A 26,974-nucleotide genomic window follows, 5' to 3' on the forward strand; every position below is an offset into this window, starting at 1 on the left:
CCTATCTAGACCAGGACGGCTCCGGGCACGGGTCCGTACGCGCCGACCACGGTGCGGCAGACGCCCGCCCCGGCCAGCGAGATCGCCAGTTCCCGCGCGTGGACCTCGGATTCGGCGAGGAAGGCACAGGTCGGCCCGGAGCCGGAGACCAGCGCGCCGAGGGCGCCGTGCTCCCGCCCGACCTCCAGGGTGCGGGCCAGACTGCGGCGGAGCATGATCGCGGCCGGTTGCAGGTCGTTGACCAGGGCACCGCCCAGCGCCTTGGCGTCGCCGTCGCGGAGCGCTTGGGCCAGCGCGGGGCTGAGCGCGGGCCAGCCGGGCCGCTGTCCGGCGGCCTCCCGCAGGCGGTCGCACTCGCCGTACACCTGGGGGGTGGACAGGCCGCCGTCGGCCAGCGCGAACACCCAGTGGAAGCGCCCGGAGACCGGAAGCGGGCTGAGCGTCTCACCCCGGCCGGTGCCCACGGCGGTGCCGCCGAGCAGCGCGAACGGCACGTCGCTGCCGAGGTCGGCGGCGATCTCCCGCAGGTCGTCCCTGGACAGCCCGAGCCCCCAGAGCCGGTCGCAGGCGACCAGCGCGGCGGCGGCGTCGGCGCTGCCCCCGGCCATGCCGCCCGCCACCGGGATGTGCTTGCGGATGACCAGGTTCGCCCCGTACGGCCGGCCGGCCCGGGCGGCGAGTGCGCGGGCGGCCCTGATGGCCAGGTTGTCGCCGTCCACCGGCACCTGCGCGGCCGAGTCGCCGACCACCCGCACGGTGAGGGTGTCCGCCTCGGACGCCGTGACCTCGTCGAAGAGCGACACGGCGTGGAAGACGTTCACCAGGTCGTGGAAGCCGTCGTCGCGGAGTGGCCCCACCGAGAGTTGCAGATTGACCTTGGCGGGGACGCGAACGGTCACAGATGACGTCACGGCATCCGAGCCTAACGTGACCTGGCACGCAACAGAGAAATGATCTCCACAAATAGGGGCGAAACCGTACACAGACCGGTACGGTTGCCGCAACGCGCGGTTCACGGGGAGTGCATATCGACGTCAATGCCGCCATCAGCGCGCCGCTGTCCGCGGGGGACCCAGCGCGCATCGGGCCGTACCGGCTGCTCGGCCGGCTCGGCAGTGGCGGTATGGGCACGGTCTACCTGGGTGAGGACGACGGCCGCCAGGTCGCGGTGAAGGTCGTGAAGCGGCAGTACGCGGTGGACGAGGAGTTCGCCGCTCGCTTCCTGGCCGAGGTCGCGCACGCCCAGCGGGTCGCCTCCTTCTGCACGGCGCTGGTGCTCGACCAGGGGGTGCACGACGGGCGGCCGTACATGGTCACCGAGTACATCGCGGGCACCCCGCTGGACCGTCAGATCGCCGCCTCCGGGCCGCTGGATGCGGGCACCCTGCACGGGGTGGCCTTCGGGGTGGCGGCGGCGCTGACGGCCATCCATGCGGCGGGGCTGGTGCACCGGGACCTCAAACCGGCCAACGTCATCCTGTCCATGTCCGGGCCCCGGGTGATCGACTTCGGGATCGCCCGAGCGGTGGACGCCACCCACGGCCACACCGAGACGGGCGAGGTGGTCGGCTCGCCCGGCTGGTGGGCGCCCGAGCAGTTGCAGGGCCGGGTGGTCACCCCCGCCGTGGACGTGTTCACCTGGGGCTGCCTGGTCGCCTACGCGGGCAGCGGACGCCACCCGTTCGGCGAGGGCGACCCGATGGTGCTGGCGCACCGCGTGCTGGAGGCGGAACCGGACCTGGACGGCCTGCCCGCGCCGCTGGACCACCAGGTCCGCCGCGCCCTGCACAAGGAGCCGCGCCACCGGCCGACCGCGCAGGAGTTGCTGCTGGCCCTGGTGGGCGGCCGGGAGGATCCGAGCACGGCTGTGCTGCCCTGGGAGCCGCCGCCGCTGGAGGAGGTGGCCACCGCCGTGCCGCCGCCCCGCCGCCGGCGGTGGTGGCCGCTCGCCGCGCTGGCCGGGCTGCTGGTCCTGGGCGCGGGCCTCTACCTGGGCCTGCGAGCCGCTACGCCGTCCGGAGGCCAGGGCGGGTACGGACGCCTGGACGACATCGGCCGCCGGATCAGCGTCAGCGACGTGCACGTGATCGTCCGCGAGCCCTCCTGCCGCCCGGCCAAGGCCGGTGGCACCATCTGCGTGATCTCCTGGCTGCTGCTGAACATGAGCGGCAGCCCGGCGTCGCTGCCCGCCTTTCCGGCTCTGGTGGACGACGAGGGGACCGCGCACCGGCCCACCACCCGCCCTGAGCCGGACCTCATCCAGCCCGGCGAACGGGTGGAGCTCACCGCCGAGTACACCCTCCCCGAAGGGCGCGAGCCCGCGCGGCTCAACGGCGCCCCGGTGGGCGGCGGTGACGACGTGGAGGTGCGGTTGTGATCCGGCGCCTGATCGGGGTGGCGCTGCTGGTGCTGGCCTGCCTCGGGGCCGGGTCGCCACGCGCCGCGGTGTGCGCAGGAAGCGCCGACTTCGACGGCGACGGCCTCGACGACGCCGTGGTCACCGACCCCGCCCCGGCGGCCGGCGACCCGGACGGGTGGGGCCACAGCTACGTGCTCTCCGGACCGATGCGCAATCCCCGGATCATCCCCTTCGCCCAGCCCGGCAGGCAGCCGGGCTGGACTGTCAAGGCCGGGCACCTGGACGACGACGGCTGCCTGGACGTGGTGATCTCCAACCCGTACGCCCCGGCCGAGGTCGGCGGCACCATCGTCCCCGGCGCGGGTGCCGTCTACGTCTACTGGGGCGGCCCCGGCGCCGGGCGTGCCGGGCAGGAACTCCGCGCCCCCACCCCGCGCGCCAACGCCCACTTCGGCTGGTCGCTGGCGATCGGCTCGGGCCTGGTCGGGGTCGGCGCCCCGCACGAGGACGCGGACGAGATCACCGACTCCGGCGCCGCGTACGTGTTCCGCTTCGACGGGCGGCGCCCGTCCGAAGCCATCCGGATCACCCAGGAATCCCCAGGAGTGCCGGGGAAGGCCCAGGTCGGCGACATGTTCGGCTGGTCGATGGCGTTCGCCCGGATGGGCGGCATCGCGGCGGAGGTGGATCTGGCCGTCGGCGCGCCCTTCGAGGACCGCGAGGAGGACGGCCAGGTGGACTCCGGCTCCGTCACCCTGGTCTACGACGTGGCCACCCGGCCCTGGACCTACCGGGGCGTGCGCTGGGACCTGACCCTCTCCCCGCAGCTCTCCCACACCGGCGACCGGTTCGGTTACGCCGTGGCCTTCGGCACGTACCAGGGGAAGGGCTACCTCGCGGCGGGAGCCCCGGGCGCCGACATCGACGGCAGGCGGGACGCCGGTCTGGTGCTGCTCTTCGAGTCCTCCCCGAGCGGACCCCGCCTGGCGCGGACCCTGTACGAGGGCGCGATGCGGGTGGCGGACCGGCCGGAAGCGGGGGACAGGTTCGGCCACGCGCTCGCCTTCCTCGGCACGGACCTGCTGATCGGGGTGCCAGGCCAGAGCGAGCTGCGCCGGACCGAGAGCGGAGTCGTGCAGGCGGTTCCGCTGGACGCGAGCGTGGGCAGCCGGATTCTCCGCCTGCCGGACGGGCAGCCCTACGACCATTTCGGCTGGAGCGTCAGCAAGACGGCGGACGGGCGCGTCCTGGTCGGGGTGCCGGATCGGGGCCGGACCGGCGCGGTCGCCACCGTGCTGCCCCGCGACGGCATCCCCCGCCTGTTCACGCCGGTCAGCGGGCTGGAGTTCGGGGCGGCTGTCAGCGGCTAGCGGCGATCCTGGCGAAATCGTGCACGTTGAGCTGCTCGCCGCGTTCGGTGGGGTTGATGCCCGCCGCCTTGAGGGTGGCTTCGGCGGCGGCGGCCGTACCCGCCCAGGAGGCCAGGGCGGCGCGGAGGGTCTTGCGGCGCTGGGCGAAGGCGGCGTCGATGACCGCGAAGACCTCCTCGCGGGAGACGGAGGTCTCCGGGGGGTCGCGGCGGATCAGGGAGACCAGGCCCGAGTCCACGTTGGGCGCGGGCCAGAAGACGTTCCGGCCGACCGGGCCGGCCCGGCGCACGTCCGCGTACCAGGCGGCCTTCACCGAGGGCACCCCGTAGGTCCGGGAGCCCGGCGGGGCGGCCAGCCGGTCGGCCACCTCGGACTGCACCATGACCAGGCCCCGCCGCAGCGACGGCAGCACCTCGAGCAGGTGGAGCAGGACCGGCACGGAGACGTTGTACGGCAGGTTGGCCACCAGCGCGGTCGGCGTGGCAGGCAGATCCTCGGGGCCGATCTTCAGCGCGTCGGCGCCCACCACCGACAGCCGGTCGGCGTGCTCGGGCGCCATCTCGGCCACAGTCAGCGGCAGCTGCCCGGCCAGCACCGGATCGATCTCCACGGCCACCACCCGCGCCACCTCGCCGAGCAGGGCCAGGGTGAGCGAGCCGAGACCGGGCCCGATCTCCAGCACCACGTCCTGCGGACCCACCCCGGCCACCCGGACGATCTTGCGGACCGTGCCGCCGTCGATGACGAAGTTCTGCCCGAGCTTCTTCGTCGGGCGGATGTTCAGTTTCTCCGCCAGCGTGCGCACCTCGACCGGCCCGAGCAGACTCATGTCTCCAGTGTCGGGCATGCGAGCGTGCCGAATTACCTGTTGCCCCCGTCCCCGGGACATCCATGCTGACTTCTGCGCCGAACACCTTATGTACGAAAGGAGTGAACGGTGGATAACGTGGGCGCGCCCTCTGAGGTCGTCCTAGGAGACCAGAAAATGGAACCGACCGGCGCCGAGCCACTCACCCCCCAGGATCCGGCCGCCATCGGGCCCTACCGGCTGCTCGGCAGGCTCGGCGAGGGCGGCATGGGAACGGTCTACCTGGCGGTCGCCCCCACCGGACGCCTGGTCGCGGTGAAGGTCGTTAAAGCGCAGTTCACCATGGACGACGACTTCGCCGGCCGGTTCCACGGCGAGGTGGAGAACGCCCGCAAGGTGGCCTCCTTCTGCACGGCGCAGGTGCTCGACAACGGGAACACCGAGCGCGGTCAGCCGTACATGGTGACCGAGTACATCGCCGGGATCCCGCTCTCCCGGCAGATCGCCCAGTTCGGCCCGCTGGACCCGGGCCCGCTGCACGGCGTGGCCCTCGGCGTGGCCGCCGCGCTGGCCGCCATCCACGTGGCCGGGCTGGTGCACCGGGACCTCAAACCCGCCAACGTGATCCTGTCCATGTCCGGGCCGCGCGTGATCGACTTCGGCATCGCCCGGGCGCTGGACGCCACCCATGGTTTCACCCAGTCCGGCGAACTGCTCGGCAGCCCCGGATGGTGGGCGCCGGAGCAGGTCAGGGGTGAGGACATCAGCCCGTGGACCGACATCTTCGCCTGGGGCTGCCTGGTCGCGTACGCCGGGAGCGGCCGGCACCCGTACGGACGCGGCGACGCGGTCACCCTGGCGGCCAGGGTGATCCAGGGACGGCCCGACCTCGGCACCCTCCCGCCCCCGCTGGACGAGCTGGCGCGGCGGGCCACCCACCCGGACCCGTTCCAGCGGCCGACCGCCCAGGACCTGCTGATCGCGCTGGTCGGCGGGTCGATCGCGGCCCCGGCGACGCCGCAGAACACCGCGCAGAGCACGCTGGTGGCGACCAACCTGCTCACCGAGTCCTGGCAGGCGCCGCCCAACGTCGCCGAGCAACCGGACGCCACCCAGATCCTCGCCCGCGCTGCTCAACCCACGGCCGTTCAAACCCCCAGCCCGGCACCCCCGGTTCCTCCCGCCCCGCTGCCGGAGCCTGATCAGATCCGGATCGGCGCCCCGCCGACCGGCTCCGATCCCGGCGCGCTGACCGCGATGGAGCAGGCGTGGCGGTCGGTGGGGACCGATCCGCGCGGTGCCCTGCCCTACTCGGAGGACACGCCCACGGAGGGCGGCAGGCCGCCGCGCAGCTCGCGGATGCGCTGGTTACTCGCCGCCGGGGTCGTGGTCCTGGCGTTATCCGTGAGCGTCGTGGTGCTGCTCACCAACAGAGCCGGCGACACCACCGCGGGCGGACCCGCCAGGACCCCGCCCTCCCCGGTCGCCTCCGCCCCGCCCAGGGTCGGCGAGGACGTGGGACGCCAGATCGCCCTGGGCGACGGCTACGACCTCCACCTGGTCATCCCGCAGCAGCCCCGCTGCGACCTGAAGACCTACGAGGGCGCGACGGCCGAGGGCACGTTCTGCGTGGTCCGCTGGACGATGCTCAACACCGGCGGCGAGCTGAAGGGCCTCAACGGCGCGGCCCCGGTCCTGGTCGACGACACCGGCGCCGAGCACCCGGCCCTGGAATCCTCGACCACGCTGCCCACGGCCCTGAAGCCCGGTGGCAAGACCACCGGGGTGCTCGTCTTCGACCTGCCCACCGGCCGCACCCCTGCTCGGCTGGCCATCGCCGAGAACGTGGAGGTCCAGCTGTGAAGCTCAACCGACTGCTGGTGGCGGCCCTGCTGCTGACCGCGCTCACCGCCACTCCCGGGCTGGCCGCCACCGCCGACTGCGGGGGCACGGCCGGGGTGGCCGACTTCAACGGCGACGGCCTCACCGACGCCGTCGCCGGGGACCCCTCCGCCGACGTGGACGGCGTCGAGGGCGCGGGCACCGTCGTGGTCCTGCTCGGCGGGAAGTCCGACAAGGCAGAGAACGGCCTGCCCGGCCTGGGCGGCACCATCGAACTGCGCAGCCCGGAACCGGCGGCCGGGGAGGGCTTCGGCTGGGCGGTCAGGACCGCGCACGTCAACAACGACGAGTGCCTCGACGTCATCGTCGGCGCCCCCTACGCCGGGAAGTCCGGCGAAGGCGCGGCCTACGTCTTCTTCGGCACCCCCTCCGGAGCCCCCAAGGCGCTGCGGCTGGAAGGGGACAACCAGGCCGAGGGCCACTTCGGCTGGTCGCTGGCCTCCGCCGATCTGGACGGCGGCGGCGCCCTGGTCGTGGTGGGCCAACCCCACGCCGACGAGCCCGCCGACGCGGGCGCGGTGCACGTCTTCGAGCTGGACGACCAGGTCAGATCCGCCAAACGCCTCAGCCAGGACGACGACGGGGTGATCGGCAACGGCGAGGTCGGCGACCTGTGGGGCTGGTCCGTCGCCGTCGGCAACCTCGGCGGGGACCCCGGCAAACCGGACCTGGCGGTCGGCGCGCCCTTCGAGAACAACGACGGCACCGGCGTGCAGGTGGCCTCGGGCAAAATCGACTCGGGCATGGTCGCGGTCATCTTCGACGTGCTGGACGACGGCCCGTACACGAGCGCGAAGTGGGACCTCAACCAGGCGACCAAGGAGGTGCCGGAGAAGTCCGGCAACCGGTTCGGGTACTCCCTGGCGTACGCGGAGACCGCCGACGCCGGGTACCTGGCGGTCAGCGTCCCGCTCGCCGACCCCGGCGGGGTGACCGACGCGGGCGCGATCGTGCTCTACGAACGGAAGGGCGCCGGCAAGCTCGCCCCCGCCCGTACCCTCCAGATGGGCAGCGGCGCCCTGCGTTTCCCCGGCATCCCCGTCGAGAAGGGCGCCGCCATCGGCTGGTCGATGGCCTTCGTCGGAGGCGCCCCGGTGCTGGCCATCGGCGAACCGTACGCGACGGTGGAAGGGGCCGAGCAGAGCGGCAGGGTGCGGTTCTCCCCGGTGGTCAACCAGGAGAACGGCGACACCCTGGACTTCTCGGAAACCCAGCCCTACCAGCACTTCGGCTGGTCCATGACCGGGTACGGCAGCCCGGACGGCCGGGCCCCCGGGACCGGCCTGGTGATCGGCATTCCCGACCGTAAGGGTGGCGGCGCGGTGGCGGTAAGGGAGGCCGGCACGGCCACCCTGCTCCCGTCCACCCTGGAGGGGGCCGTCGACCTGGGTTACGCGGTCGGCTAGGCGCCCAGCCGGGCGCCGCAGTGCGGCCACTGCCCCTGCCAGCGCCCGGCCACCCGCTGGAACAGCAGCTGGGCGCGGTAGGTCTGCTCCTCGGCCGGCCAGTCGATGGGCGTCTTGGTGCCGCCCACCGCCCGCCACATCGGCAGGCTGAACTGGTACAGGCCGTAGTAGGGCCCGCCCGCGTTGTACGCCTTCGGGTTGCCCTGCGACTCGCACTGGGCCAGCCCGGCCCAGTTCAGCGCGGCCACGTGGCCGGCCACCGGTATGGTCCGCGGCGGCAGCTTCGGCACCACCCGGATCACCTGCCCCTCCTTGGGGAAGGCGGACAGCGACGGGCGCACCGTGTCCCCCGCGGCCAGCTTCACGTTGGCCTGCTTGAGCGCCTCGGCCACGGTCCGGCCGGTGGTCGCCGTGTTCACCCTGATCTTGCCGGACACGATGGACACCTTCCGCCAGGTCTTCACGCTCAGCTTGAAGCCGGAGACCGGGATCTGGCGCATGCGGTTGGTCGACAGCCGGACCCGGTCCGGGTCCAGCTTGAGGTCCTCCAGGGCGTCGCCCACGTTCAGCGCGGTGATCATGTGGGTGCTGCGCTTGCCGTCCAGGATCAGGGTGAGCGGGCGGGCGTGCCGGACCACGATGGTGGCCCCGTCGGCCACCCCGGTGGCCGGGGCCGGGTCGACGTGGTCCTGCTGGTCGTAGCCGATGCCGGCCGCGCCGAGCACGCCGTGCACGTCGTCGGCGAAGCCGCGGAAGGTTCTCAGGTCGCCGTCCACGTCCAGGGTGATCTCCTTGGCCAGGCCCGCGCCGACGATCAGGCCGAGGCCGACTCCGGCCACGGCGGCGTAGAACGCGGCGGCCCAGGGGGAACGCAGCCAAGCCAGCAGGGTGGCCAGCGGAGGGGTGGGCTGGCCGGGGCGGAGGTCCGGGTCGGCGGCGTTCCCGAGAGAGTGCTCCAATGTCGGTGAATACACGGACGCGTCCTTCCGGGGGTGGACCGACACGACGCTAGCGCCGTCGTCACTCCCGCCTCAACCTCATCAGAGAATCACTATCGTGACATTGGCCCAGCATGCGGGCGGGATTGCCCCCCAATATGCCGGAAAACACCGCGACTACCTGGGCTTTTTACCAATCCGGACTACTCGCCTACCAGTTACCGAAAACCTGCTCCCCGTTCCGGCTGATCGCGGCGGCCAGCTTGTCCGGGTCCATACCCTTCACCTCGGCCAGGCAGCGCAGCGTCAGCGGGATCAGGTAGGGCGCGTTGGGCTTCCCCCGGTACGGCACCGGCGGCAGATATGGCGCGTCCGTCTCGACCAGCATCAACTCCACGGGAGTCAGCTGGGCGGCCTCCCGGAGATAGCCGGCGTTCTTGTACGTCACCGGCCCGGAGAATGACAGGAAATATCCAGACTCGACGCACTTCTTGGCCATTTCGGCGTCGCCGGAATAGCTGTGGAAGACCACCACCTCCGGCGGCCCCGCGTCGGCCAGCACCGCCAGCACGTCGTCGTGCGCGTCCCGGTCGTGGATGACCAGCGCCTTCCCGGTCCGCTTGGCGATCTCGATGTGCGCACGGAAACTCGCGTGCTGGTCGGCCTTGCTCGCCCAGTCCCGGTAGTAGTCGAGGCCGGTCTCGCCCACGGCCCGCACCCGTTCCTGGCGGGCCAGCGACTCGATCTCGGCCAGCACCTCGGGGGTCGCCGCGTGCGCCTCGTTCGGATGGATGGCCACCCCGGCGTACACGTCCGGATGGACCGCCGCGACCTCCGCGTTCCACCGCGACGACCGCAGGTCGTACCCGATCGTCACCAGCCGGGTCACCCCCACCCGCCGCGCGTCCTGCGCGATGGCCGCCACCGAGGCCCCGGCCGCCTGCGCGGCCAGGGCTACGGGATCGCCGGAGGACGCCTTGCGGTCCCCGACCATGATGTCCAGGTGGCAGTGCGAGTCGAAGACCTCGGTGTGCAAGGGCTCAGGCGGCGGGGGAAGCGACATGTCGGTCACCCGGCGAGCCGGGCCAGCTCCTCATCCACGATCTTGGGGTCCAGCTTGGTGAACAGCGGGGTGGGCGGGGCCAGCCGGGTGCCCTCCTGGAGCGGGCGGTGCTCCCAGGTGGCGGCGCCGTTGTAGGACCCGCTGATCACCGGGTAGGCCTGGCCGCCGTCCTCGTCCACCTCGCTCAGCTCCGGCATGCCGGACCAGACCCCCGAGCCGCCCAGCATCTCGTAGATCTTGTTCGACGAGGCGGGCAGGAACGGGGTGAGCAGCGTCTTGGCGTCGTCCACGACCTGGAGCGCCACGTGCAGGATGGAGCCCTGCCGGGCCGGGTCGTCCTTGATCTTCCAGGGCTCCTGCTCGGCCAGGTACTTGTTGGCCTCCCTGACCACGTCGAACGCCTCGTTGATGGCGTTCTTGAACCGGGACCGCCCCAGCTCGGCGCCCACGGAGGCGAACGCCGCACGGGACCGGGCCAGCAGGGCGTGGTCGGCGTCGGTGAGGTCGACGGCGGGCGGGATCTCGCCGAAGTTCTTGGCGGCCATCGAGATCGACCGGTTGACCAGGTTGCCCCAGGCCGCGACCAGCTCCCCGTTGTTCCGGTTGACGAACTCCGACCAGGTGAAGTCGGTGTCCTGGTTCTCCGGACCGGCCACCGCGATGTAGTAACGCAGCGCGTCCGCCGAGTACCGCTCCAGGAAGTCGCGCACGTAGATGACCACGGAACGGGAGGAGGAGAACTTCTTCCCCTCCATGGTCAGAAACTCGCTGGAGACCACCTCGGAGGGCACCTCCAGCCGCCCCAGCGACCCCGGCGTGCCGCCCTTGGCGCCCTCGCCGTTGTAGCCGTAGAGCAGGGCCGGCCAGATCTCGGCGTGGAAGACGATGTTGTCCTTGCCCATGAAGTAGTAGCCGCGCGCGTCCGGGTTCTGCCACCAGGCGCGCCAGGCGTCCGGGTCGCCGGAGCGGCGGGCCCACTCGATGGAGGAGCTCAGGTAGCCGATCACCGCGTCGAACCAGACGTAGAGCCGCTTGTCGGACCGGTCGCGCCAGCCGTCCAGCGGGATCGGCACGCCCCAGTCCAGGTCGCGGGTGATCGCCCGGGGCTGGAGGTCGCCGAGCAGGTTGAGCGCGAACTTGAGCACGTTCGGCCGCCACTCGCCCTGCTTGGCCTGCAGGTAGGTGCCGAGCACGTCGGCGAAGGCGGGCAGGTCGAGCATGAAGTGCTCGGTCTCGACGAACTTGGGGGTCTCGCCGTTGATCCGGGAGCGCGGGTTGATCAGGTCCACCGGGTCCAGCTGGTTGCCGCAGTTGTCGCACTGGTCGCCGCGGGCCCCGTCGTAGCCGCAGATCGGGCAGGTGCCCTCGATGTAGCGGTCCGGCAGGGTGCGCCCGGTGGAGGGGGAGATCGCGCCCAGCGTCGTCTTCGGGAACACGTAGCCGTTGTTGTGCAGGCCCCGGAAGATCTCCTGGACCACCGCGTAGTGGTTGCGCGTGGTGGTCCGGGTGAACAGGTCGTAGGAGAGGCCGAGCGCGGTCAGGTCCTCGGCGATGACACGGTTGTACCGGTCCGCCAGCTGCCGCGCGGTCAGGCCCTCCTTGTCGGCCTGCACCTGGATGGGCGTGCCGTGCTCGTCGGTCCCGGAGACCATCAGCACCTTGTTGCCCGCCATCCGCTGGTAGCGGCTGAAGACGTCGGACGGCACGCCGAACCCGGAGACGTGCCCGATGTGGCGTGGCCCGTTGGCATAGGGCCACGCGACGGCGGTCAAGATGTGCTGAGACATGCGTCCAGCCTAGAGCCCTCGGATAGCGGGCTCGAACGGAATTAGCTCCGCGCGGGTTCCTCGCGCACGGCTGCGGCGGCCTCCTCCGCCGCGGAGGCGGCGATGTCGATCGAGGTCTCCTTGGAACGGCGGATGCCCAGGATGCTGATGAACAGCGCGGCGAAGACGGTCTGGCAGCTCATGATGAACGCGGTGGCCGAGGGCACCACCAGACGGATCGACTCGGCCGGGATCAGCTCGCCGAAGCCCCGGCCGCCCCAGTGCGCCACCGACAGGCCCAGGCCCACCAGACCGGCCAGCGCCAGCAGGCCGCCGGCCACCAGGCCCTTCTCCAGGGTGACGATGTCCACCAGCTTCCGCACCCGCCGGTCCTCCGGCAGGAAGCCCTCCTCCGCCGCGTACACCTTGGTGAACAGCGCGAACAAGGCGGCCTGGAAGCCGATCACCACCATCGCCGAGGCGCCGACCAGGGTGTCGATGTCGAAGGCCAGCTTGCCGATGTAGACCGGGCCGAAGGTGAGCGCGGTGCCGGCGATCAGGCCGAGCGTCATCAGCGCCAGGCCCGGGATGAAGAACAGCCAGCGCGGGCTGTAGAGCAGCAGGAAGCGCAGGTGGCGCCAGCCGTCCCGCCAGGAGCGCAGGTGCGGCGGGCGGGAGCGGCCGTCGGGGGAGAGCGTGGTGGGCACCTCCCGCACGTCCAGCCCCTGGAGGGTGGCCTTGACCACCATCTCGGAGGCGAACTCCATGCCGCCGGTCTGCAGGCCCAGCCGGAGGATGGAGTCCCGCCGGAAGCCGCGCAGGCCGCAGTGGAAGTCGCCGATCGCGCTCGGGAAGAACAGGCGGCCGATGAAGGAGAGCACCGGGTTGCCCAGGTAGCGGTGGAGCGGGGGCATCGCGCCCGGGGCGATGCCGCCCTTGAAGCGGTTGCCCATGACCAGCTCACCGCCCGCCCGCAACTGCTCAACAAAAGGCATCAAGCCGGTGAAGTCATAGGAGTCGTCGGCGTCGCCCATGATGACGTACTTGCCGCGCGCCGCGCGGATGCCGCCGATCAGGGCGTTGCCGTACCCCTTCTCGGCGATGTGCACCACCCGGGCGCCCGCGTCACGGGCCAACTGCTGCGAGCCGTCGGTGCTGCCGTTGTCGGCGATCACCACCTCGCCCTCGATGCCGTTCTCGCGCATGCATGCCAACGCCTTGCGCACGCAGGTTTCCACGGTCTCGGCCTCGTTGAGGCACGGCATGACCACCGTCAGTTCCACGTCGCAACCCCTTACAGGTACCTGTTCAGATCAAACAATGATGCCCGCTACCCATAGGTGGCCGAGTCAAGTCCACGAAACGGCTGGCATTCTGTAACCATGGTCGCGGTCGCGGAACCGACAACGGTAAGCGCTCCCAGCCCCGGGCGGCGGGAGCGCTTCGTCGCGTTCCTGGGCCGGCATCGGTGGATCGCGGTGGCGCTCGGGCTGGCCGCGTTGCTCCGGATCATCACGATGCTCGGCTTCGGTCCGGCCATGTGGTTCAACGACTCCTACGACTACGTCTCGGTAGCCTTGCACCCCCGGCCGCACCCGATCCGCCCCGACGGGTATGGGTTCTGGCTGCTTCTGCTCAAACCGCTGCACAGCTTCGCCGTCGTGGTGTTCACCCAGCACCTGATGGGCCTGGCCGCCGGGTTGCTGATCTACACGCTGCTGGTACGGAAGTTCGGGATGCCCGGCTGGGGGGCGACGCTGGCCGCCGTGCCGGTGCTCTTCGACGCCTACCAGATCCAGCTCGAACAGATGATCATGTCGGACAGCATGTTCCTGCTGCTCGTGGTGGGCGTGATCACGCTGGTGCTCTGGCACCGCCAGATGTCCTGGAAGGTGGGCGCGGCCGTCGGGGGGTTACTCGCGTTCACCGCGCTGACCCGGAGCATCGGGCTGCCCATCCTGGCCCTGGTCGTGGTCTACCTGCTGATCAAGCGGTCCGGCTGGAAGCCCATCCTGGCCATGGTGGTCGCCTGCGGGCTGCCCGTGGTGGCGTACATGAGCTGGTTCAAGGCGGTGAACGGGCAGTTCGCGATGACCACCAGCGACGGGGTGATCCTCTACATGCGGACCGCCTCGTTCTCCGACTGCCACAAGATGGGGCTGGATCCGCGCGCGGAGCTCAACCTGGCGCTGCTCTGCATCCCGGTGCCGCCGGACAAACGGGAACGTGCGGCCCAGGCGTACCTGTGGTGGGACAACCAGAACCAGATCCACGTGTTCGGGGCGGGCACCAAGTTCAGCCCCGAGGTCAACGCCAACACCGCGGAGTTCGCCAAGCGCGCCATCCTCAGCCAGCCGGGCGACTACCTGGCCACCGTGGCCAAGGACTTCTTCCGGGCCTTCCGCTGGGACCGGCCGATCTTCCCCGACCGCAAGACCTTCCTGCAGTACGAGTTCAGCAACCGGCTCACCACCAAGCTGCCGCAGTGGAGCTCCTTCCGGGGGCAGACCCACACCGACGCCGAGACCTACGAGAACGGCCCGGCCGCGACCGTCAACGTCAGCCCCTGGTCGGACATCATGATCGGCTACCAGGCGGTGATGCGCTTCCCCGGCCTGGCCCTCGGGCTGCTCCTGCTGATCGGCCTGTACGGCGTGGCCGTGCGCTGGCGGAGCCTCGGCGGCCCCGTGCTGCTGCCCTGGCTGGCCGGAGTCGGCCTGGTGCTGGCCCCGGCCGCGACCGCCGAGTTCGACTACCGCTACCTGGTCCCGGCCATCCCGCTGGCCTGCCTCGCGGCGGCGATCACCCTGCGCAAGGTGAAGATCAAGAAGTCCTAGGCGTGCACGGCGTTGTAGAGGTCACGCTTGGACACCCCTGCGGCTTTGGCCACCTCGGTGATCGCCTGCTTCCTGGTCACGCCGGTGCCCTCCAGCCGCGCCACCTCGGCGATCAGCTCGTCCAGGCCCGGCGCCGCCTCCTCGGGGGCGCGTCCGGCGACCACCAGGGTGATCTCCCCCCGGACCTCTCCGGCCGCCCACTCGGCCAGCTCGCCGAGGCCGCCCCGCCGGACCTCCTCGTAGGTCTTGGTGAGCTCGCGGCAGACCGCCGCCGGGCGCTCGGGGCCGAACGCCTCCGCCATGGCCGCCAGCGCGGCCTGCAGCCGGTGCGGGGCCTCGAAGAAGACCATGGTGCGCTCCTCGGCGGCCAGCCCGGCCAGCCGGCGCGCCCGCTCCCCGGCCTTGCGCGGCGGGAAGCCCTCGAAGCAGAACCGGTCACTGGGCAGCCCGGAGACGGCCAGCGCGGTGGTCACCGCGGACGGACCGGCCAGCGCGGTCACCCGCACCCCCGCCTCCACGGCCAGCCGGGTCAGCCGGTAGCCGGGGTCGGAGACGCCCGGCATGCCCGCGTCGGTGATGACCAGCACCTGCTGCCCGGCCAGCAGCAGGTCGAGCAGCTCCTTGGCCCTGGCCTGCTCGTTGGCGTCGTAGTAGGAGACCACCCGGCCGCGCACCTCGGCCTCCAGGTCGGTGGCCAGGCGGCGCAGGCGCCGGGTGTCCTCGGCGGCGATCACGTCCGCGCTCTCCAGGGCCCGGCGCAGCCGGGGCGAGGCGTCCGCGGTCTGCCCGATCGGCGCCCCCGCCAACACCAGCGTGCCGAAGTCGTTCACCGCACCATTATTAAAGGTGGGTGCACGGGGGTCGAACGGTGGCCAATCAGCGCGTACGTCATGTTCGTATCAGCGTGTCGCCAGTAGGGTGTGCGGGTGGCCGTGACCGACTTCGCCAGCCAGGCTTCCGAGCAGCCCGAGCCGGACCCGGGGGGTGCGGCGCCGTCGGTGCGTGACCGGCTGGTCCCGCCGATGCCGGGCAGCGCGCTCTGGGGCTGGCTCGGCCCGATCATTGTAGCGATCTTCGGAGCGTTCCTCCGGTTCGACCGGCTGGGCACGCCCAAGGCGATCGTGTTCGACGAGACGTACTACATGAAGGACGCCTGGTCGCTGCTGAAGTTCGGCACCGAACGGCAGTTCATCGACGGGGAGGCCGCCAACGCGGCGGTGCTCCGCGGCGATCCGAACATCTTCAAGATCTGCGAGCAGGTCGACCAGTGCGGCTCGTACGTGGTCCACCCGCCGCTGGGCAAGTGGATGATCGCGCTCGGCGAGTGGCTGTTCGGGCTCACCCCGTTCGGCTGGCGGTTCATGGCCGCCGTGGTCGGGTCGCTGTCCATCCTCATCCTGGCCAGGGTGGCCCGGCGGATGACCCGCTCCACCCTGCTCGGCTGCCTGGCGGGCTTCCTGCTCGCCCTGGACGGCCTGCACTTCGTGCTCTCCAGGACCGCGCTGCTGGACATCTTCCTGATGTTCTGGCTGCTGGCCGGGTTCGCCTGCCTGGTGGTGGACCGGGACCGCAGCAGGCAGCGGCTGGCCGACTGGTACGAGTCCTCGGGTGGGCTGGTCACCGGCGGCGGGCCCTCGCTGGGCCTGCGGCCGTGGCGGCTGGCGGCCGGGCTCTGCCTGGGCGCCGGGCTGGCCACCAAGTGGACGACGGTCTTCTTCCTGGCCGCGTTCGGCATCATGACCGTGCTCTGGGACCTGGGCGCCCGCCGCGCGGCCGGCCTGCACGCCCCCGTCCGCCAGACCGCCCAGCGGGACCTGCCGCCGGCCCTCGCCTGGATGGTGGGGGTGCCGCTGCTGACCTACCTGGTCTCCTTCGCGGGCTGGTTCGCCACTGCGGGCGGATATGGCCGCAACTGGGCCCAGGCCACCTCCGGCGGCCCCGTCTACTTCGTGTTCGACTCGATCCGCTCGCTCTTCGACTACCAGAAGCAGATCCTCCAGTTCCACACCGGCCTGGCGGCCACCCATCCGTACGAGTCGGATCCGTGGTCGTGGCCGCTGCTGCTGCGCCCGGTGGCGTTTTTCTACGAGTCGCCGAAGGGCTGCGGCGCCGAGAGCTGCTCCTGGGCGGTGCTCGGCACCGGCACCCCGATCATCTGGTTCGGCGGCCTGCTGGCGCTGATCGCCATGATCGCCTGGTACGTGGCCACCCGCGACTGGCGGGCGGGCGCGGTGCTGCTCGGGTACGCGGCGGGCTGGCTGCCCTGGTTCTACTTCGCGTTCGCCGACAACCGGACGATGTTCCTGTTCTACGCCATCCCCATGGTGCCCTTCATGATCCTGGCCATCGTGCTGGTGGCCGGGCTGGTCATGGGCCCGGAGGGCGCGCCCGGCAACCGGCGCACCTACGGCGCGGTGGTGGTGGGCGCGTTCGCGTTGCTGGCCTTGGTGAACTTCTGGTGGCTCTATCCGGTTCTGTCCGCCGAGCACATCCCGTACCAGGACTGGTACGACCGCATGTTGTTTAAGAAGGGCTGGATCTAACCCTTGGCGGGGGTGTCCGTATCGTGAGTCACTAGGGGGGTGGTCCCGAGTGTCTCTCGGTCGTCGTCAACGATGGGTTCCATACGGCAGACTGCGGGTCATGCCCGCACCTGATGTGGCGGCGCTCCTCGCCGAACTGGAGCGTGCCGAGCCGGACGTCGCCGACTCGGCCCGTATCGCTGTGGAATGGCTGACCGGCGGCGAGGCGCTGGAGACCATCAGCCAGCTCGACGTCTGCGAGTTCCTCTGGTACTCGTTGCCGATCAAGGTCACCGGTGACCACGAGGCCATCGCGCACGCCCTCGGCCGTCTTTTCGAGCTGGGCGGCATGGAGCGGTACGCGGCGCTCTGCGCCTCCCCGGTCACCGCCCGCATCCTGGCCACGTACGCGCGGGACGGGGAGGAGGCCGGCGCCGCCGCCTACCAGCAAGCCCTGGAGGCCACTGGAGTGCTCCCTCCGGACGTGCCGGAGCTCAGCTGGAGCTCCATCATGGGGCCGGAGGAACTGGGCGCCCACGTGGCCTGTGCGGCCGCGCTGGAACTCGCCATCGTCTCCGGCGAGCTCGCCCCGGCGTACGAGCCGGAGACGCCGGCCACCACGGTCATGCGCGGATTCGCCCGGGGGCGGGCGGAGCTGACCACCCGGTGGCTCACCGAGCCCCGGGCCGAGCTGGGCGGGGACAGCTGGCTGCACCGGGTGCACGGGGAGCGGCTCAACCGCTGGGTGCTCGGCCGCGGCAAGGCCCGCCGGGAGCTCGCCCAGCCCTTCGAGGTCCGGTTGTACGCGCCGATCCCGGCCCCGGCCGAACCCCACCTGGCCTCGCTCTGGTGGCTGCTGGACTGGGCGGCCGGGAGCGGCGGGGTGCCGCTGACCCAGAAGTACAACCTGGCCAGGGCGCTGGTCATCGAGTCGGCCGAGCTGTTCGGCTGGGACACCATGACCACGGGGACGGTGCGCGGCGAGGCGGACGTGCCCACCCTCACCATGCTCAGGGAGATCGCCGCCGGGGAGCTGCGGGCGCTGCGGCGGACCGGGCGGAAGCTGGTGCTGACCGTCGCCGGGCGGCGGCTGGCCGACGACCCCGAGGCGTTGTGGACGGCGGCCACCGCGACCCTGCTCGTCCCGGCGCAGGGCGAGCACGACTTCGAGATCTCGATCAGGGAGGCGGCGCTGATGCTGCTCGCCGACGGCGACCCACTGCCCTACCCCGAACTGCGCGACCGGGTGGCCGAGGTAGTCAACGGCGAGGGCTGGCGCTCCAGCTCCGGGGGGCAGGTCTCGGCGATGGACCTGGCCTCGCCGCTGGGCGAGCTCCAGCGGCGGCTGGACGCGCTGGATCTGCGCATGTCCTGCGACTGGCGGGCGAGCTGGCAGCTCACCCCCGTGGGCCAGCAGGCGGTGCTCTCGGCGCTGCGCACGCAGGCGCTGCGGCCCCGCCAGTACGCGGGTCTGGGCTAGCTGGGGGGCTCCTACATGCTGTAGAAGGTCTTCACGCATTACCGGCACATTCGAGGTATCTGTGACGAAGACCTTCCGGGTGATCACCACTCCGCTGGTGGCCCTCGCCCTGCTCCTGACCGGATTGTCGGTCGCCCCCAAGCCCGCCCGCGCCGAGACCGACGCCCAGCTGGCCGCCTCCTGGCAGCTGGCCTGGGACACCTACCGGTTCTACGAGAAACTCACCGCCCCGCTCCCGTGGACCGGCCGCAGCCAGGTCACCCGGGACATCTCCATCGACATCAACGCCCCGATCGACCACGTCTTCGACGCCTACTCCAACATCAACAACCACCTCGGCATGCACTCGTTCCTCAAGCGGGTGGTCACCCATGCCGACTACACGGACGGCGGCGTCCGCTACGTCAACTTCACCGCCATCGAGGAGATCCCGGTGGTCGCCGGCGTGCCCATCACCAGCCGGACCCACGCCCAGCAGCGCATCCACCGCGACGCCTACTACTACGAGACCGACACCTGGACCCTCCCCAACGTGGTCACCCACCAGAAGATCGTCTTCACCGACCTCGGCAACGGCGCCACCCGGGTCACCGAACACCTCACCTTCGAGGCGAGCATCCTGCTGATCGACTTCACCGTCACCAACGGCGTCGCCTCCCACCAGGCCACCCAGGCGGGCCTGAAAGCCGCCATCGAGAACGGCGATCTCTGATTCTGAACAACAACACAGAAAAGGGCCCGGCCGAATAGCCGGGCCCTTTCCGCGTTCTGCTCAGTGGAGACCGGGGCACCTTCCGATCTCTACCGGATCGAACTAGACGATCTTGCCGGACCAGAGGTTGGCCGCCGCCTTGTAGACGCCGTAGGTCTCACCGTCGAAGTACGGGGAAACGCTGGTGTCGTACCGGCCGTTGCCGTCGGTGTCGGAGACGCCGATGGTGACGCCGTTCAGGTAGCCGAGGCGGCGCGCGCTCTTGTAGTTCAGCAGCCAGGAGGAGCCGATGGCGCCCTCGCCGGTGAAGCTGGACTTGATGCCGATGAGCTCTTCGGCCTTGATGGCCTTGGCCGAGGCGGCGAACGTCTTGCCGTAAGCCCACTTGAGGGTCTTGCCGGTGAAGGCGTAGTTGCCGTCCGGGTGCGAACCGCTCGGGTAGCCGAACACGAAGACCGGCTTGCCGACCTTCTGGTTGTACGCCAGACCCTGGCCACCGACGTTGTCACCGAGGCGACCGACGTCCTTGAGCCCGATGGACAGGACCTTGCCCACGACCTTGTAGTCCAGGTCGTAGTTCGCCCAGAAGGTGCGCTTGTAGTACTTCCAGACGCCGCCCTCCTTCTTGGAGAAGACGAGGACCTTCTTGCCGTCCAGGAAGTACCAGTCGCCGTCGTTCTGGATGCCCGGCGGCTGACGGAACTCGTTCTGGGAGATCGGAGTCGTGTCGTACCCGGTGCCGGGCACGGCCTGCTTCCAGGTCTCGGTCGGGCTGGTGTACTTGTTGAACTTGTGCCACTCGTCCCAGGTGATGCCCTCGACCTTCTTGGACTCGGGCGCGCCCACCGGGACGACCTTGGAGGTGTCGACGACCTCTTCGATCGCCAGGTTGGAGTAGCCGGTGCTGGGAGTGTTCTCCAGCTTGACCTTCTCGGCCTCGGCTTCCTTCTTGGTCTTGAACACCTTGCTGGCGTAGTCGCCGTCCCAGTCCTTGGAGGTCGGGATGACGCCGTTGTACACCGTGACGAACGCGTAGTCGCGGTCGCCGTCCTCGTACACGTCGTAGTCGTAGTGCGTGAAGCCCTGCTTACCGACGTAGATGCCCCAAGGAGTCTTGCCCTGGTAGTAACCGGGGATGAAGACCCACTTGTCGAGGGTGGCCTTGTTGCTCGAGGTGTCGTACACGCACTGACCGGCCGTGGCGACCAGGTTGCGGTACGCGGCCTGGATCGAGGTGCCGGTGCACCAGTGCGGCTCACCGTCAGCACCGATGAAGAACACCTTGCCCGAGGTCTTGGGCAGGTTCACGTTCTTCGACTTGGCCGAGGACTTCTTCTCGTCGCCGATGGCCGGGATCACGCCGGGCTTGCTGTCCGCGGCGGGACCACCGGTGGAGACGTGCTTGGCGACGACCTTGGTCTCGACGTTGTACGGCGTCGCGCCGATCAGGTTGGCTTTCGCCTCCCCCAGCCAGAACTTGGCTACCTGCTGAGCGGCGAGCGGCGTGTTGGCCAGGATGACCGACGGAACTTGGTCGCCCGCCTGGGCCGGAGCGGAAACGAGAGCGGAGGCCAGCAGGCCCGCGCTGATTCCGCCCACAACGAATGTGCGCTTCATGGTGTAACCCCAGGTCTGTCGTGGGACGTCACTTGCGCCCCATGCGTCAGTAAAGGAACGGTTAAAAGCTATACAACGATCTACCGTTACGAAAGTTGAAAACGCATTCGCGTGAGTTGTGAGAGCCCGGGTGCTACATCACGAACCTGAGGGGTAGCTGGGAATGGGGGCAGTATTTGCCCTGATCGCGTGGGGTGCCAAGACGATCTTGTTAGATCGGTCCGACAGGGGTGTGTGACATAAATCACATAGACGCGGTGAAACCGTCTGGCGCTATTGTCCCGTCTTAATCGGGTTTGGTTTCCCTGCTCCAGGGCAGTCGATCCCCTACGCTCCGCTGTCGGAGGCGTCAAAAGGGACAAGTAGCGTGCGCAGCAGGCCCGACAGGGCCTGCTGCTCATGCGGACCCAGCGCGGCCAGCAGTTCGCGCTCCCTGCGGAGCAGCCCGGCGAAGGCCGCGTCCACCCGCTCCAGCCCGGCCGGGGTGAGCCGGACCAGCACGCCTCGCCGGTCCTCCGGGTCGGGGTGGCGGGTGACCAGGCCGGTGGCGGCCATGCGGTCGATGCGGTTGGTCATGGTGCCCGAGGTCACCAGCGTGGCGCGGAGCAACGCGCCCGGGCTCAGCTCGTACGGCTCGCCGGCCCGGCGGAGCGCGGTGAGTACGTCGAACTCCCAGGGCTCAAGGTCGTGCTCGGTGAAGCTGGCCCGCCGCGCGCGCTCCAGGTGGCGGCTCAGCCGCGACACCCGGCTCAGCACCTGGAGCGGGCTGACGTCCAGGTCTGGACGCTCCTGCTTCCATGCCGCCACGAGCCGGTCGACTTCGTCCTCGGCGCTGCTCTCCCTGGCGCTCATGGCATCAGATTCTAGCTTTCTTGACGTCGAGACATCTATCACGATATCAAGTTTCTTGATGTCGAGATAAATGGAGGTCGTGATGACCTGGGACCCGACCCTCTACGGCAGGTACGCCGACGAGCGCGCCCGCCCCTTCTTCGACCTGGTCGCCCGGATCGGCGCGGCCGGCCCGCGCACCGTGGCCGACCTGGGCTGCGGCACCGGGGAGCTGACCGTGCGGCTGGCCGGCCGCTGGCCGGGCGCCGACCTGTACGGCCTGGACTCCTCGCCGGAAATGATCGCCAAAGCCCCGCCCGGGGCCAGGTTCGAGGTGGGCGACGTCCGGGCCTGGCGCCCACCGGCCCCGGTGGATGTGATCGTCTCCAACGCGCTGCTCCAGTGGATCCCGGAGCACCGCGAGCTGCTGGCCCGCTGGGCACGCGAGGACCTGGCGCCAGGCGGCTGGCTGGCGTTCCAGGTACCGGGGAACTTCGGCTCGCCCAGCCACGTCCTCATCCGCGAGCTCTGCCGGAGCCCGGCCTGGCGGGACGAACTGGGCGACCTGGTCCGCGAGGCCCCGGTGGGCGACCCCGCCGAGTACTACGGCCTGCTCGCCGCCGAGGGCTGCGAAGTGGACGCCTGGGAGACCACTTATCTGCATGTGCTCCAGGGGGAGAACCCGGTGCTCACCTGGGTCCGCGCCACCGCCCTGCGCCCGATGCTGGCCCGTCTCACCGGCGACCGACAGGAGGCCTTCCTCGCCGACGCGGCCCGGCTGCTCGCGGAGGCGTACCCAGCATCCCCGTACGGCACGCCGTTCCCGTTCCGCAGGATCTTCGTGGTGGCACGCCGCTGACGAGCAGATGAGGTTTGTTCACCTTCGCGTGGCATTATGGCCGCGTATTGGCGGGCTTCTGTTTACTGCGAGGTGCTATGGCGATCGAGATCGAAGACAAGTTCGACATTCCCGACGAGTTCCAGGTGCCCGACCTCAGCGATCTCAAGGGCACCGCCGGCACGTCAGGCCCGCGCACCTACACCCTGATCGCCCTCTACTTCGACACCCCCGACCTGCGGCTCGCCGCACGCGGGATCACCCTGCGCCGCAGGCGCGGCGGCGACGACGCCGGCTGGCACCTGAAGCTCCCCAAGGCCAAGGGCGTACGCCAGGAGGTCGTGCACCCGCTCACCCGCAGCACCAAGACGGTGCCGCCGGAGCTGGCCGAACTGGTCCAGGTCTACACCCGGGGCGCCGAGCTCGTCCCGGTCGCCCAGCTGGAGACCAAGCGTTCGGTCACCCGGGTGCTCGGCGCGGACGGCGAGGTGCTCGCCGAGATCGCCGACGACCGGGTCAAGGGCACCGTCTTCGGCGAGCCGCCGGTCGCGGCGCGCTGGCGCGAGGTGGAGACCGAGCTGGTCAAGGGCGAGGAGAAGCTCCTGCGCAGGCTCGGCAAGCGGCTCGGCCGGGCCGGGGCCGTCCCCGCCGCGTCGGCCAACAAGCTCGCCCGGCTGTTCGGCGACGCCGTGCCCGTCCGCCCCGTCACCGCCGCCCCCGCGGGCACCGCGGGCGCCGTGGTGGTGGACTACTTCCAGAGTCAGGTGGCCCACCTGATCGCCCACGACGTCCCGGTACGGCACGCCGAACCGGACGCGGTGCACCAGGCCAGGGTGGCCTGCCGCCGCATGCGCAGCACGCTCAAGGCGTTCGCCACGCTGATCGAGGGCACCGAGGGCCTCCAGGAAGAGTTGCGCTGGCTCGGCGCGGTGCTCGGCGAGGTACGCGACCTGGAAGTGATCAGAGCCCGGTTCGCCAAGCACCTGTCCGGTTTGGACGAGGGCCAGATCGTCGGCCCGATCCGGGAGCGGCTGGGCACCGACCTGGAAGTCAAGGAGGAGGCCGCCTACGAACAGGTCCGCCAGGTCATGGCCGGTGAGCGGTACTTCGCGCTGCTGGACGCGATCGAGGCGCCGCTCGCCCTGACCGCGCGCGCCGCCCGCCCGGCCGGACCCACCCTGGAGAAGATCGTCGGCAAGCAGTGGCAGCGGGTGGAGAAACGGTACGCCACCGCCCAGGCCATGCCCGATGAGGCCGAGCGCGAGCTGGCCATGCACGACGTGCGCAAGGCCGCCAAACAGGCCAGGTACACCGCCGAGGCGGTGGGCATGACCCAGGAGGCGGCGCGGGCGGAGGCCGTACAGGAGGTGCTGGGCCTGCACCAGGACGGCGTGGTCGCGCAGCAGACGCTGGCCGAGGAGGCCGAGCGGGCCAGGCAGGCCGGGGAGGACACCTTCACCTACGGCGTGCTCGCCGGCATCGAACACGAGACCGCAGAACGGGCCAACAAGAAGTTCCCCTCGATCTGGGCGAAGGTCACCGGTCAGAAGGCCACCGGCTAGGTGTCGTAACGTTCCAGGCTGACCAGGGCGCCATCGTTGTGGTGGAGCACCGCGAAGGCGCCCTTGGGCAGGTGGGTGTCCGCGCCGTGGTCGTTCAGCGCGGCCAGCAACCCCGGCAGTACCTTGCCGTGGCTGCTCACCGCGACCGGTTCGTCAGCGAGCTTGCGTACCAGCCGGAGGGTGTCGCGGGGGTCGTAATGGGTCTCGGAGAGCAGCTTCTCCTTGCGGATCGGGAGTCCGGCCGCGGCCGCGTACGGCTTGAGGGTCTGCACGCACCGCTTGCTCGGTGAGCTGACCAGCACGCCGGGCCGGTACCCGCGGAGCACCGCGGCGATCGTCTCGGCCTGCCGCACGCCGACGGCGTCCAGCGGGCGGCGGTCGTCGTCGCCCTTCCAGTCCTGGCGGGAACCGGCCTGGCCGTGCCGTACCAGGATCAGGGGGGTGGTGCGGAGCGGCACGGCGGTGAGGGCGCGGAGCAGGCCCGCGTCCCACTCGTAGGTGAGGCGGCGGCGGGCCTCGTCGAGGGGGAGCCAGACCGTCTGGTCGACTTCATCCGCCGCCGTCGGGACGCCCGCCTCGACCACCCGGGCCGTCCAGTAGTCGACCCGCTTGAGCCGCCCGTCCCGCAGCAGGTAGTGGACGGGGGGCAGGGCCCGGCCCAGGACCACCTCCAGGCCCGTCTCCTCGGTCACCTCGCGGAGCGCGCCGGCGATCACGTGCTCGCCGGTTTTCAGCTTGCCCTTGGGGAAGGACCAGTCGTCGTACCGGGGGCGGTGGACCACCGCGACCTCCGGGTCGTGCTCCTCGCCGCGCCAGATCACCGCGCCCGAGGCCCGGACCACATCGGTCATTTGTCGTCCACCGTGCGCCACCTTCGGGTGGCGATGAGCTGGTGCTGCAGATCGAGCTCGCCCCGGTGCCTTTCCCAGCTTCCGTCGGAGGTCAGCCACCACGTGTCGGTCCCTTCGGAGAAGGCGCGATCCAACAGGTCGGCGATGTAGCTGCGGTGCGGCGCGGCGGTCACCTTCACCAGGGCCTCGACCCGGCGTTCCAGGTTCCGGCGCATCAGGTCGGCGCTGCCGATCCAGTACTCCGGCCGGCGGCCGCCGCCGAACTCGAAGACACGGGAGTGTTCGAGGAAGCGGCCCAGCACGCTCCTGACCCGGATCGTCTCCGACAGGCCGGGAACGCCTGGACGCAGCGTGCAGATGCCCCGGACCAGCAGGTCGACCGGGACCCCGGCCTGGGAGGCCCGGTAGAGGGCGTCGATGACCGGCTCGTCCACCAGCGAGTTGGTCTTGATCCGGATCCTGGCCGGGCGGCCCGCTTTCCGGTGGGCGATCTCCCGGTCGATCCGGGCCAGCAGGCCCTGCCGCATCGAGTGTGGGGCCACCAGCAGCCGCCGGTACGTCGAGTGGTTGGAGTAGCCGGTCAGGTGGATGAACAGGTCGGTGACGTCCTCGCCCACCAGCGGGTCGGCGGTGAGCAGGCCGAAGTCCTCGTACATCCTGGCCGTCTTGGGGTTGTAGTTGCCGGTGCCGATGTGGCAGTAGCGGCGCAGCTCGCCGCTGGGCTCCTGGCGGACCACCAGCGCCAGCTTGCAGTGGGTCTTCAGGCCGAGCACGCCGTACACCACGTGGCAGCCGGCCCGCTCCAGCTTGCGGGCCCAGGAGATGTTGGCGTGCTCGTCGAACCTGGCCTTGATCTCGACCACCACCACGACCTGCTTGCCCGCCTCGGCGGCGTCGATCAGCGCGTCCACGATGGGGGAGTCGCCGCTGGTGCGGTAGAGGGTCTGCTTGATCGCCAGTACGTGCGGGTCGGCGGCGGCCTGCTCGATGAACCGCTGCACGCTGGTGGAGAAGGAGTCGTACGGGTGGTGGAGCAGGATGTCCCGTTCGCGGAGCAGGGCGAAGACGTCGTCCTCGAAGTGCAGCGCCTCGGCGGGCACGAACGAGCGGTAGCTCAGCTCGCCCCGGTTGTTCTGCGCCATCTGCGCGGGACCCAGGTCGGCGATCGCGTGCAGGCCGGACAGGTCCAGCGGCCCGGGCAGCCGGTAGATCTCGTGTTCGGCCACGCCCAGCTCCTCGACCAGGAGCTCCAGGGTCTCCGCGCTGATGGAGTCCTCCACCTCCAGCCGGACCGGGGGGCCGAACCTGCGCCGGAGCAGCTCGCGCTCCAGGGCCTGCATGAGGTTCTCGGTGACGTCCTCGTCGACGTCCAGGTCCTCGTTCCTGGTGACCCGGAAGACGTGGTGCTGGAGGATCTCCATGCCCTTGAAGAGCTGCCCCAGATGTGCCGCGATAACGTCCTCAAGTGGGACAAATCGGTCACGTGACGCGTTGACGAAGCGGGGCAACTGGTCGGGCACCTTGACCCGGGCGAAGACCGTGTTGCCGTTGGCCGGGTTCCGCACGGTCACCGCTAGGTTCAGGCTGAGACCCGAAATGTACGGAAAGGGGTGGGCAGGGTCCACCGCGAGCGGGGTCAGCACCGGCCGGATCCGCTCCCGGAACAGTTTCCGCAGCGCGGTCCGCTCCTCCCTGGCCAGATCGTCCCACCGCACGATCTCGATCCCGTGCGCCGCCAGCTCCGGCCCCACCAGCTTGTGGAAGGCCGCGTCGTGCCGCCGCGCCAGCCCGTCCGCGATCCCCGCGATCCTGGCCAGTTCCTCCCGCGGCTTCAGCCCGCTCTTGGTACGCACCAGCAGCCCGGTCGCCATCCGCCGTTTCAGCCCGGCCACCCGTACCCGGAAGAACTCGTCCAGGTTGCTGGCGAAGATCGCCAAAAACCGGACCCGCTCCAGCAGCGGCGTCCGAGGATCCTCGGCGAGCTCCAGCACCCGTTCGTTGAACTGGAGCCAGCTCTCCTCCCGGTTCAGGAACCGATCGGCCGGGAGCGGCTGCTCCTCCGGGACGCCCCCATCCGGACTAGTCTCAATAGTGATTTCGGCGGACATGTCC

At 70.6% G+C, this 26,974-nt stretch carries 21 protein-coding genes; 10 read left to right on the top strand and 11 right to left on the bottom strand.

Translation table 11 applies throughout. The annotated features are described in order from the left end of the window. Positions 1-5: 5 nt before the first annotated feature. Positions 6-911 (bottom strand): 4-(cytidine 5'-diphospho)-2-C-methyl-D-erythritol kinase, encoded by a 906-nt coding sequence (locus KIP79_RS28590; protein ID WP_308169936.1) that lies wholly within the window; start codon positions 909-911, stop codon positions 6-8. 110 nt (positions 912-1,021) lie between these two features. Here KIP79_RS28590 and KIP79_RS49685 point away from each other — a divergent pair, with 110 nt between their 5' ends. Together KIP79_RS49685 and KIP79_RS28600 are read left to right on the top strand one after the other, a co-directional pair. Next, entirely contained in the window at positions 1,022-2,377 is a 1,356-nt protein-coding gene (locus KIP79_RS49685; protein WP_308169937.1) for a serine/threonine-protein kinase, read from the top strand. Beyond that, a complete protein-coding gene (locus KIP79_RS28600) occupies positions 2,374-3,729 on the top strand; it encodes an FG-GAP repeat protein (protein ID WP_214108034.1) in 1,356 nt (451 codons plus the stop codon). Before KIP79_RS49685 ends, KIP79_RS28600 begins: the two co-directional genes overlap by 4 nt. On the opposite strand, the gene rsmA is transcribed toward KIP79_RS28600, so the two are convergent. Beyond that, on the bottom strand, positions 3,719-4,558 hold the full coding sequence (rsmA, locus tag KIP79_RS28605; RefSeq protein ID WP_250213980.1) for a 16S rRNA (adenine(1518)-N(6)/adenine(1519)-N(6))-dimethyltransferase RsmA: 840 nt from the start codon (positions 4,556-4,558) through the stop codon (positions 3,719-3,721). The two genes, KIP79_RS28600 and rsmA, sit on opposite strands and share 11 nt — an antisense overlap. Before the next feature lie 156 nt (positions 4,559-4,714). Here rsmA and KIP79_RS28610 point away from each other — a divergent pair, with 156 nt between their 5' ends. Together KIP79_RS28610 and KIP79_RS28615 are read left to right on the top strand one after the other, a co-directional pair. Beyond that, complete coding sequence (locus KIP79_RS28610; RefSeq protein ID WP_214108036.1) at positions 4,715-6,400, top strand: serine/threonine-protein kinase; 1,686 nt, start codon at positions 4,715-4,717, stop codon at positions 6,398-6,400. Beyond that, the gene (locus tag KIP79_RS28615; RefSeq protein WP_214108037.1) at positions 6,397-7,845 is read left to right on the top strand and encodes an integrin alpha; all 1,449 of its coding nucleotides are present in this window, start codon (positions 6,397-6,399) and stop codon (positions 7,843-7,845) included. The genes KIP79_RS28610 and KIP79_RS28615 overlap by 4 nt, the downstream gene beginning before the upstream one ends. Here the strand turns inward: KIP79_RS28615 and KIP79_RS28620 are convergent. The 4 genes from KIP79_RS28620 to KIP79_RS28635 all read right to left on the bottom strand — a co-directional run bounded on the left by KIP79_RS28620 (position 7,842) and on the right by KIP79_RS28635 (position 12,895). Beyond that, positions 7,842-8,819: a resuscitation-promoting factor gene (locus KIP79_RS28620; RefSeq protein ID WP_214108038.1), complete on the bottom strand. Its 978-nt coding sequence runs from the start codon at positions 8,817-8,819 to the stop codon at positions 7,842-7,844. The two genes, KIP79_RS28615 and KIP79_RS28620, sit on opposite strands and share 4 nt — an antisense overlap. A gap of 175 nt (positions 8,820-8,994) precedes the next feature. After that, positions 8,995-9,846, bottom strand: a complete 852-nt coding sequence (locus KIP79_RS28625) for a TatD family hydrolase (RefSeq protein WP_214108039.1) — start codon at positions 9,844-9,846, stop codon at positions 8,995-8,997. A 5-nt stretch (positions 9,847-9,851) separates the two neighbouring features. Further along, a complete protein-coding gene (gene metG, locus KIP79_RS28630; protein WP_214108040.1) occupies positions 9,852-11,633 on the bottom strand; it encodes a methionine--tRNA ligase in 1,782 nt (593 codons plus the stop codon). A 41-nt stretch (positions 11,634-11,674) separates the two neighbouring features. After that, the gene (locus KIP79_RS28635; protein ID WP_214108041.1) at positions 11,675-12,895 is read right to left on the bottom strand and encodes a glycosyltransferase; all 1,221 of its coding nucleotides are present in this window, start codon (positions 12,893-12,895) and stop codon (positions 11,675-11,677) included. Positions 12,896-12,994: 99 nt separating this feature from the next. On the opposite strand from KIP79_RS28635, the gene KIP79_RS28640 reads away from it, so the two are divergent. After that, on the top strand, positions 12,995-14,449 hold the full coding sequence (locus tag KIP79_RS28640) for a hypothetical protein (RefSeq protein ID WP_214108042.1): 1,455 nt from the start codon (positions 12,995-12,997) through the stop codon (positions 14,447-14,449). Here KIP79_RS28640 and rsmI read toward each other — a convergent pair. Then, entirely contained in the window at positions 14,446-15,279 is an 834-nt protein-coding gene (rsmI, locus tag KIP79_RS28645) for a 16S rRNA (cytidine(1402)-2'-O)-methyltransferase (protein WP_214108043.1), read from the bottom strand. The genes KIP79_RS28640 and rsmI overlap by 4 nt on opposite strands. Before the next feature lie 96 nt (positions 15,280-15,375). Here rsmI and KIP79_RS28650 point away from each other — a divergent pair, with 96 nt between their 5' ends. From KIP79_RS28650 to KIP79_RS28660, 3 genes are all read left to right on the top strand, one after another. Continuing rightward, positions 15,376-16,992: a dolichyl-phosphate-mannose--protein mannosyltransferase gene (locus KIP79_RS28650; RefSeq protein WP_372453698.1), complete on the top strand. Its 1,617-nt coding sequence runs from the start codon at positions 15,376-15,378 to the stop codon at positions 16,990-16,992. Positions 16,993-17,092: 100 nt separating this feature from the next. Then, a complete protein-coding gene (locus KIP79_RS28655; RefSeq protein ID WP_214108044.1) occupies positions 17,093-18,451 on the top strand; it encodes a hypothetical protein in 1,359 nt (452 codons plus the stop codon). 61 nt (positions 18,452-18,512) lie between these two features. Then, positions 18,513-19,163 carry an SRPBCC family protein gene (locus tag KIP79_RS28660; protein WP_214108045.1) on the top strand — a complete coding sequence of 217 codons (651 nt, stop codon included), beginning with the start codon at positions 18,513-18,515 and terminating at the stop codon, positions 19,161-19,163. Positions 19,164-19,265: 102 nt separating this feature from the next. Here KIP79_RS28660 and KIP79_RS28665 read toward each other — a convergent pair whose 3' ends face one another. Together KIP79_RS28665 and KIP79_RS28670 are read right to left on the bottom strand one after the other, a co-directional pair. Next, positions 19,266-20,780, bottom strand: a complete 1,515-nt coding sequence (locus tag KIP79_RS28665) for a trypsin-like serine peptidase (RefSeq protein WP_214108046.1) — start codon at positions 20,778-20,780, stop codon at positions 19,266-19,268. A gap of 327 nt (positions 20,781-21,107) precedes the next feature. Next, a complete protein-coding gene (locus KIP79_RS28670) occupies positions 21,108-21,632 on the bottom strand; it encodes a MarR family winged helix-turn-helix transcriptional regulator (protein WP_214108047.1) in 525 nt (174 codons plus the stop codon). A gap of 82 nt (positions 21,633-21,714) precedes the next feature. Here KIP79_RS28670 and KIP79_RS28675 point away from each other — a divergent pair, with 82 nt between their 5' ends. Both KIP79_RS28675 and KIP79_RS28680 read left to right on the top strand, forming a co-directional pair. Continuing rightward, the gene (locus KIP79_RS28675) at positions 21,715-22,470 is read left to right on the top strand and encodes a trans-aconitate 2-methyltransferase (protein WP_214108048.1); all 756 of its coding nucleotides are present in this window, start codon (positions 21,715-21,717) and stop codon (positions 22,468-22,470) included. 77 nt (positions 22,471-22,547) lie between these two features. Beyond that, positions 22,548-24,011 carry a CYTH and CHAD domain-containing protein gene (locus KIP79_RS28680; RefSeq protein WP_214108049.1) on the top strand — a complete coding sequence of 488 codons (1,464 nt, stop codon included), beginning with the start codon at positions 22,548-22,550 and terminating at the stop codon, positions 24,009-24,011. Here the strand turns inward: KIP79_RS28680 and KIP79_RS28685 are convergent. Continuing rightward, complete coding sequence (locus tag KIP79_RS28685; protein WP_214108050.1) at positions 24,008-24,862, bottom strand: NUDIX hydrolase; 855 nt, start codon at positions 24,860-24,862, stop codon at positions 24,008-24,010. The two genes, KIP79_RS28680 and KIP79_RS28685, sit on opposite strands and share 4 nt — an antisense overlap. Next, positions 24,859-26,970, bottom strand: a complete 2,112-nt coding sequence (locus tag KIP79_RS28690) for an RNA degradosome polyphosphate kinase (protein WP_214108051.1) — start codon at positions 26,968-26,970, stop codon at positions 24,859-24,861. The genes KIP79_RS28685 and KIP79_RS28690 overlap by 4 nt, the downstream gene beginning before the upstream one ends. Between the last annotated feature and the right edge of the window lie 4 nt (positions 26,971-26,974).

It is taken from the genome of Acrocarpospora catenulata, from assembly GCF_018476525.1.
Classification (GTDB): domain Bacteria; phylum Actinomycetota; class Actinomycetes; order Streptosporangiales; family Streptosporangiaceae; genus Acrocarpospora; species Acrocarpospora catenulata.